Origin of the sequence: Microcystis sp. M165S2, from assembly GCF_020245885.1 — a bacterium.
Taxonomy (GTDB): domain Bacteria; phylum Cyanobacteriota; class Cyanobacteriia; order Cyanobacteriales; family Microcystaceae; genus Microcystis.
This window is the reverse complement of record NZ_JADBTZ010000193.1, coordinates 1-7,906: the sequence shown is the minus strand read 5'-3', so window position 1 is coordinate 7,906 and position 7,906 is coordinate 1. Positions and strand designations below refer to the sequence as shown.

Sequence of the window (7,906 nt, the reverse complement as noted above, 5' to 3'; positions counted from 1 at the left end):
TGCGATACATTGGTACTAAGGAGAGAAGATGCAAGGGTTTTGAGTAATTTTAGCAGATTCAGGGGCACCTGAGCGACTCTCAATCTAGCTAAAAGCCTTTTCCTGTAAGGTTTTTAGCTTTATTCAGCAAACCCTAACTATTACCTGTAGTCCGGCACAAACCCAAACAGAAAGATGCCATCCCCAAGAAACTCGTCCTTTGACTGTGAGAGAATATGCACGAGTGCAGTCCTTCCCCGATGATTGGCAATTTACCGGTAATTTAACCTCTCAATATCGACAGATTGGTAATGCGGTTCCTGTTAATATGGCCTATCATCTTGGTGGCTGTTTAATTAATATGTTGCAAGGGGATTATCTGGGGGAAACACAGCCAAAAACTGAACAGTTAAGCATTCCGGGGTTAGAAGTTAATTAGGGTTTGCGGCAAAAAGTTTGTTGGTGGGGGTAGGGTGTGGGGTGTGGGGTGTAGGGTTTTACCGATTTTGAGGGGGTCAATTACCTAATTTTTAGGGAAAAAGTCCCTGAATTTTCCCCCTGATCACTCCCATATCTGGTACTTTTTGATTTCGAAAAAGTCTAAAAGTTTTACCCAACAAGGTTTTTAGATTTATTCAGCAAACCCTAACTACCTCTTGCATGAGTGCCTATCCTAACCAAGAAATTGATTTTGTCCGATTTTACTGTTCAGGGGGAATAACTTCTAAGGGAATACTTTCAGTTTCTCCCTCTTTAGATGGATTGACATCGGGACTTTTTTCTGCATCTGGAGTTTTTTCCACCGCTTTGGTTTCTGAGGTGGGGGGATTTTCGGGGGTTACTTCTGGACTGGGGTTATTTTCCGGGATGGGAGTGAATTCCACTGGAGTTTCGCTTTCAGGAGACGGGGAAACTTCGGGGGAAGCTTCGCTATTACGGGTTGTTTCCGCGGGAGTTTCTTCTATCCGGGGAGATTCTGGGGTAGTTGCGGGGGTAGTTGCGGGGGTAGTTGCGGGGGTATCTGGGGGGGTGTCTTCACTGATGTTTCGTTCTTCCTGGGGACAGGCTGCCGATTCTAAACCGAGATGACATCGGACTTCCTCCCGTCCCAAAGACACGGCAATTCCCGACACGGACATTAATAAAGCTAGGATGGGTAAGATATTCTTCATAAAATTAGACTTGATTCTACTCCTCGACATCACATTGTCTATTTTAGATAGGATCGAACTGATATTGAGAACCCTTTGGCCCCTCATTTCCGCGATTAGCGCGCACCAGGGGAACTTGATTAAAAATGTTAAAATCCGTGGTGCTTCCCTGCAAGGTGATTCCTCGATTTAAAGTTTCGACTACAGTAGCACGGTCAGAACTTTTAGCGATCGCTTCTCCTAATACTTTCATGGTATCGTAGGCGGTAGCAGTACGCCAACTGACGCGACCGCGCCAACTTTTCAGCGCATCTTTGGCAAAAGGATCCGTTGCTTGGAAACTCCAAGGCACTGCTAGAACTAATCCGTCGATGCTATCTGCTCCTTGAATAAGTATATCGGGTGTATAAAGTTCATTTCCGCCTAATAAGAGCATTCCTGACGATTCTTGGGAAATAGCCCCGGCTTGATTTATGCGATCGCCATCTTTACTCAGGGCCAAAAATACCACCCTAGCGCCGGCTTTTTTGGCCTGATCTATGGCGGTTTTAGCGTTAAAATTGGCTTTAGTTGTGTCTATTTCCTTAACTATCTTGCCTCCCGGTTCTTTTATCGCTTTAGCAAAGGAATCCCTTAATTTTTGACTATAGGGACTATCGGAATTATAAAAAAGAACCACTGACGGAGAATTCTCTTGCTTACTAGCATAATTAGCCAAAGTTTTGGCCACCGCTTCCAGATAACTACCCAAAACTTCCTGAGATTTATCCTCAAGGGGAATAGTTTTCAGGGTTGATTTTCCCGTTTGACTAACACTGGTAGTCAGGGGAGAAAGAATCGCTAATCCTTCTTTTTCGTAACTTTCAATCGCTTTTTGACTAAAAGGATCGATTCCGTGGCCCATAACTGCCAAAACCTGACCGGATTGAATCAGATCATCGGCTATCGCTTTTGATTGTAGCCCACCGCCATCATTAGCGATGACTATTTCCAAAGGATTACCCGGATTAGAATTATTAAACTCCTCTTGATACCTGGCCACACCTCGGAGAATTTCCTTGGCACTGTTGGGGTCGTTAGCGATGGGGACAACGACGGCTATAGTATTTTGATTACCTTTTTGTCTAGCTTTGGCGTTATTGTAATAGATTTTGCCCTCCGGGTCGTTTGCTTGGGGAGTGGCTGCTGGTTGGTAAGCTGCGATCGCATTTGCCCAATCTTCCTTTTTAAAGGCCGCTGCGCCTTTTTCTTTGTTAGGAGTGAAATTAAGCAGTATTTTCTCGCCTTGGCTAAATAAATCGGGATTTTTAGCCGTATTACTCACAAAAGTTGTCTTGGGTTGCTTGTTTGGGGTTTTTTCTGGGACGACTTCGAGAGTACCGGGTTTGGGAATCAGCATTTGCAATAGACTCCAACCCCCTAAACCTGCGGTTAAAGCGGTAATTATCAAAGCGAAGGGAAGTAACCAGTTAGATTTTTGGCCAACTCTAGTTGTAGCACCCGGGGAGACCACAACCGTGGTTTTAACCGTCGTTGTTACGGGATCCATCGCTTCCCTAGGCAGGCCACAGATAGGACAATCAGGAGTAGTATTTTCGCAGGGTTCATGACCTCCCGCAATCGCTTGCGTATAAGGTTTACCATCTTTAGGGATACCGTCACATTGCCAAGTAGTCATAATCAGTTATCAGTTATCAGTGGGTAAGTTATCAGTGGGTAAGTTATCAGTGGGTAAGTTATCAGTTATCAGATTTGAGTTTTAAGTGTGCAGTATGTGTTAAGTGAGCAGTATTAAATAGGGTTTGCGGCAAAAAGTTTTCCCTGGGGGTAGGGTGTGGGGTGTGGGGTGTGGGGTGTGGGGTTTTACCAGTTTTGAGGTGGCCAATTACCTAATTTTCAGGGAAAAAGTGCCTAAATTTCCCCCCGATCACTGCCATATCCAGTAATTTTTAAGTTCCAAAAGGTCTAAAAGTATTACCCAACAAGGTTTTTAGCTTTATTCAGCAAACCCTAAATAGCAGTTTCTTGCCATCTTTTCACTGTTTACTGATTACTGTTTACTGATCACTGATTACTGTTTACTGATCACTGTTTGAGGACGTTGTCGTAAGCTTTGGAAATAGAGGCCACCGATAAGCAGTAAAAAGAGGATATAAGCAACAATTTGACTAATATAGAGGTTTTGACGATAACCAAACAGGGATTTGAGGAGGAGTCCGGGGAAAGTGCGATCGCTCAAAATTTGGGAACCGTCCCAAACCTGAAAACCTAGAAGACAGGAGGAGGGGAGAGAAGGACAGAAACTTTGATAAAAAGGGTCAATTTCAGTTAAAAGACTGATTCCAGCGTCGATATGTTTCAAAACACCGATGAGTAATCCCGCAACGATTAAGAGTAGGAAAGTCCCCATAATTTGGAAAAAGAGACGGATATTAATTTTTACTCCCCCTGCAAATAGGAGAATTCCCAACAAAGTCGCGACACTTAACCCCGCTATCGCACCGAAGGTTTGTAGCTGCCAATCTTTTTGGAATTGGGCTAGGATAAAGAGAACTGTTTCAAATCCCTCCCGCAAGACAGCGATAAAAACGAGCAGAAAAATCGCTTTTCCTGCCCCATTTTCCGATTTTAAACCCGCTTTTACCGCATTTTCTACCTCAGATTTCAAAGATTTGGCCTGTTGAGTCATCCAAATTAACATCCAACTCAACATCAAAACGGCAATCAGTCCAAAAGTGGCGGCCAGTAATTCCTTGAGCATTGGTACAAATGGACTAGGAGAGGCATCCACTTGAAAAAGGATTCCCCCTAGCAAAATACCGACCAAAACACTAGCGACTACTCCTGCACCAATACCACGATACACCCATGAGTTAAGTTGCGATCGACCCGATTTTTGTAAACAAGCGAGGACAATTCCCACCACTAAAGCGGCCTCGAAACCTTCCCGGAGAGTGATAATAAAAGTGGGTAAAGCGGAACTGAGATTCATAAGCTAGTCGATAAACTCTAACTTTGATCCTAGCTTAAGCAAAATCCCGCAGCATCTTGCGAATTTCCAGATTGTGTAATTCTTCTTGTCCGATCATACCGCGAGCGAATTCTTCCAGGTAAATACTGGCATCTTCGACGGTTTCTAGGAGTGCTTTGTACAAATCAAGGGATTTTTTCTCATGATTGAGGCTCTCACTCAAGATTGCTTTGATATTATGTTCATAGCTTTCCTCGATGGGGGCAATTTTTAAGCTAGGATGACCTTCTAAACCGGTGAGAATTTCCCCAACTTGTTGCGCGTGGGTGAGGGACTCCGTGGCCTGAGTCTGGAAAAATTGGACGATGGGGATGCGATGGGGCCCTGTCACCATCAGGGAATAGTGGGTGTAACGGACAACTCCCGCTAGTTCAAATTCCATGATTTCGTTCAGTTGTTCGATGGTTTTGTCTCTGTCTAGTTCTCGCATAAGATTCTCAATAATTTGTCTCTAATTGCAATTGTAGCTAATCCAGACTGGCTAAATAAATCTTAAAACCTTGTTGGCTAATATCTTTAGGCTTTTTTGCCGTCAAAAAAGTGCCAGATATTGGAGCAATCGGGGGGAAATTTTAGGCACTTTTTCCCTGAAAATGCCTAAAACCCCACACCCCACAAAAAACCTTTTCAGCAAACCCTAGGTACTGAATCGAGGCGATCGAGTCAAAAGGATTTTAGCTGGGGGAATAGCAACTCAAGAGGTCATTAAAGGTTTCATTTTGCCTTAAACCATCGAAAACAAAGTTATTACGCGCTAATTCGCCGCAAATATCCGGTTCTATGTCTAGAGCTTCCCGTAAACAGTCGATCGCTTTTTGTTGTTGACCGAGGGCTGCATAACAGCAGGCGGAATTATACCACGCATAGCGATCATCTCGATCGATTTTTAACGATTCTTCATAACAGGCGATCGCTTCTGTTAAACGCTGTAATTCCTGTAGGATCACACCCTGTTGATACCAGGACCAGTAATCTTGCGGTCGGATATCGAGGGCGGTACGATAATTAAATAAAGCCTCTTGGGGATTGCCCCAATCCCGGAAAGCGTCGCCGCGACGATACCAGGCCCAATAATCCCGGGATCGCGCCCCTAGGGCCAGATCATAGGAAGTAATAGCGCGTTCGTAATTTTTCAGCAATCGATAGGCCTCCCCTTGCCGGTAGGCTGCCCAATAGTCCCCCGGACTATGACTTAAGGCTCGTTGAAAACAAGCGATCGCTTTTTCGTAGTCCTTTAATTCTTGTAGATAAACACAACCTTGATCGTACCAAGCCCAATAGTTATCATCCTTTACCTGTGCGGCGTTAGCATAACTTTGAGCGGCTTCTTCATACATTCCCAAGTCTTCTAGTATCATACCCCTTTTGTACCATGCCCAATAATCATCTGGATAATATTCTAAGGCTTTTTCGTAGCTGATTAAGGCTCCAAAATAGTCCATTCTTTCTCTTAAAATATTGCCTTGGTCATACCAGTCCCGATAGGTATCTGGACGGCATTCGAGCGCTCGATAGACAGTAAATAGATAGGTCATAGTCATCAATCTCTAACAATTGCATCCGTCAGTCTTATCAGTTATCAGTGAGAGTGTTAAGTGAGCAGTGAGAGAAACGGCGATCGCAATTGATCGCCAGTTGCTTTGACACTTTTAGAACAGATTCAGATCCGTTAAAGCACCGAGACTGCTAGAGGAGACTAACTTAGCGAATTTGCCGAGAATTCCCGTTTTATAGCGTGGGGGGTGCGGTTGCCAATGGTTACGACGACGGACTAATTCTTCCTCAGATACATTTAAACTCAAGAGACGCTGACGAGCATCAATAGTAATTTGATCCCCTTCCTCGACTAGAGCAATTGTACCACCCACTGCCGCTTCTGGAGCGACGTGACCGACCACCAGACCGTAGGTTCCCCCGGAAAAACGACCATCGGTAATTAATCCCACGGAATCCCCTAAACCGGCGCCGATAATTGCCGAAGTGGGGGCCAACATTTCCCGCATACCCGGTCCGCCTACTGGTCCCTCGTAACGGACAACCACCACATCCCCGGCTTTAATTTTTCCGGCTAAAATTGCCTCTAAACAGGTTTCTTCCGACTCAAACACCCGCGCGGGTCCGGTGATTACCGGAGTTTTCACGCCGCTAATTTTGGCCACAGACCCCTCCGTGGCCAGATTTCCCTTCAAAATGGCTAAATGACCCTCTTTATAGACAGGATTGCTAAAAGGACGGATAACATCTTGGCCTGACGGCGGTTGGTCGGGAATATCGGCTAAAATCTCGGCGATAGTCTGACCGCTAATGATGAGAGCATCCCCGTGCAGTAAACCATTAACCAGCAGAATTTTCATCACTTGGGGAATACCGCCGGCTTTATGTAGATCCACGGTAACGTAACGCCCGGAGGGTTTAAGATCGCAGATAACCGGTACACGCTGCCGGATAGTTTCAAAATCATCGATCGATAATTCTACCCCGATGGTGCGGGAAATGGCTAAAAGGTGCAGGACAGCGTTAGTGGAACCTCCCACCGCCATAATTACCGAAATAGCGTTTTCAAAGGCTTTACGGGTCAAAATTTGGCTAGGTAGAATCTGTTTTCTAATCGCCTCGACTAAAACCTTGGCCGATTCTTCAGTACTATCGGCTTTTTCCGCATCTTCGGCGGCCATGGTCGAGGAATAGGGTAAACTCATGCCCATGGCTTCAAAAACCGAAGACATGGTATTAGCAGTAAACATTCCACCACAGGAACCAGCACCGGGGCAAGCGTTGCGTTCGATTCCGATGAGGTCTTCTTCACTGATTTTACCGGCGCTGTACTGTCCCACGGCTTCAAAGGAACTGACCACGGTTAAATCGCAATCTTTGTAGCGCCCCGGTTTAATTGTGCCACCATAGACGAAAATAGCGGGAATATTCATCCGGGCCATGGCAATCATTGCCCCCGGCATATTTTTGTCACAACCCCCGATAGCGAGGACTCCATCGAGACTTTGACCATTACAGACGGTTTCAATGGAATCGGCGATTACTTCCCTAGAAACGAGAGAATATTTCATCCCTTCTGTTCCCATGGAAATCCCGTCACTAATGGTGATAGTCCCGAAAAGTTGCGGCATTCCCCCCGCTAATCTGGTTCCTGCTTCGGCACGCATTGCTAAATCATTAATTCCCATGTTACAGGGGGTAATGGTGCTAAATCCGTTAGCGATGCCGATGATTGGTTTGCTAAAGTCCTCATCCCCAAAACCTACCGCTCTTAACATGGCCCGATTGGGACTGCGTTGGGTACCTTGGGTAACAATGCGACTTCTGTAGTTATCTGCCATAACTTTATCTTTCTCCAATGGCGGCTGACGGGTGCGATCGCTGCTTAAGTTCTCCAATCGCACCTTTATTTCTATTTTCTGACTTTTGGCCGCTCTGAGCAGGTTTTAGGACAGCCCATCTCTAAAGAAAATATAAAACTGCGGGAGTATTCAGCAATTCAGCAATAACGAAGAGGCTATGGCTTTAGAAACTTTCGGAATTTTTTGGTGAAAAGTAGGTTGTCTGGGCATTTTGTCTGTTAATTTATCATAAAGAGTAACGAAGAGTCCGAAAAATTCGGGTAGATAAGTTTCGACAATATCTTTCCAGGGACTGTCGAAAGATGTACTTGGTTCAGTCATGGTTTTGGGACAGCCAGTGGAGCAAATCTGCCTCATTTTCAAAGTCCAGGAGAGCTTCTCCCAAGTCT

General features: G+C 45.2%; 7 protein-coding genes and 1 pseudogene. 1 reads left to right on the top strand and 7 read right to left on the bottom strand.

Features of this window, described 5'->3' with window-relative positions:
- Positions 1-130 precede the first annotated feature (130 nt).
- Positions 131-418, top strand: a pseudogene (locus tag IM479_RS10125) (DNA cytosine methyltransferase); the annotation flags it as partial.
- Between the two features lie 262 nt (positions 419-680).
- On the opposite strand, the gene IM479_RS10120 reads toward IM479_RS10125, so the two are convergent.
- From IM479_RS10120 to IM479_RS22590, 7 genes are all read right to left on the bottom strand, one after another.
- On the bottom strand, positions 681-1,151 hold the full coding sequence (locus IM479_RS10120) for a hypothetical protein (protein ID WP_287686125.1): 471 nt from the start codon (positions 1,149-1,151) through the stop codon (positions 681-683).
- 43 nt (positions 1,152-1,194) lie between these two features.
- Complete coding sequence (locus IM479_RS10115) at positions 1,195-2,808, bottom strand: ABC transporter substrate-binding protein (protein ID WP_287686124.1); 1,614 nt, start codon at positions 2,806-2,808, stop codon at positions 1,195-1,197.
- A 393-nt stretch (positions 2,809-3,201) separates the two neighbouring features.
- Complete coding sequence (locus IM479_RS10110) at positions 3,202-4,122, bottom strand: FTR1 family iron permease (RefSeq protein WP_287686123.1); 921 nt, start codon at positions 4,120-4,122, stop codon at positions 3,202-3,204.
- A 34-nt stretch (positions 4,123-4,156) separates the two neighbouring features.
- Entirely contained in the window at positions 4,157-4,591 is a 435-nt protein-coding gene (locus tag IM479_RS10105; protein ID WP_002731529.1) for a ferritin-like domain-containing protein, read from the bottom strand.
- A gap of 244 nt (positions 4,592-4,835) precedes the next feature.
- Entirely contained in the window at positions 4,836-5,696 is an 861-nt protein-coding gene (locus tag IM479_RS10100; RefSeq protein ID WP_287686127.1) for a tetratricopeptide repeat protein, read from the bottom strand.
- 114 nt (positions 5,697-5,810) lie between these two features.
- The gene (gene ilvD / locus IM479_RS10095) at positions 5,811-7,496 is read right to left on the bottom strand and encodes a dihydroxy-acid dehydratase (protein WP_287686126.1); all 1,686 of its coding nucleotides are present in this window, start codon (positions 7,494-7,496) and stop codon (positions 5,811-5,813) included.
- Between the two features lie 334 nt (positions 7,497-7,830).
- The gene (locus IM479_RS22590) at positions 7,831-7,902 is read right to left on the bottom strand and encodes a hypothetical protein (protein WP_286825964.1); all 72 of its coding nucleotides are present in this window, start codon (positions 7,900-7,902) and stop codon (positions 7,831-7,833) included.
- Between the last annotated feature and the right edge of the window lie 4 nt (positions 7,903-7,906).

Bases quoted from the DNA above. Each gene is read 5' to 3' on its own strand.
- IM479_RS10110 (WP_287686123.1), bottom strand. From the start codon at position 4,122: ATGAATCTCAGTTCCGCTTTACCCACTTTTATTATCACTCTCCGGGAA.
- ilvD (WP_287686126.1), bottom strand. From the start codon at position 7,496: ATGGCAGATAACTACAGAAGTCGCATTGTTACCCAAGGTACCCAACGC.
- IM479_RS10115 (WP_287686124.1), bottom strand. From the start codon at position 2,808: ATGACTACTTGGCAATGTGACGGTATCCCTAAAGATGGTAAACCTTAT.
- IM479_RS10120 (WP_287686125.1), bottom strand. From the start codon at position 1,151: ATGAAGAATATCTTACCCATCCTAGCTTTATTAATGTCCGTGTCGGGA.
- IM479_RS10100 (WP_287686127.1), bottom strand. From the start codon at position 5,696: ATGACCTATCTATTTACTGTCTATCGAGCGCTCGAATGCCGTCCAGAT.
- IM479_RS10105 (WP_002731529.1), bottom strand. From the start codon at position 4,591: ATGCGAGAACTAGACAGAGACAAAACCATCGAACAACTGAACGAAATC.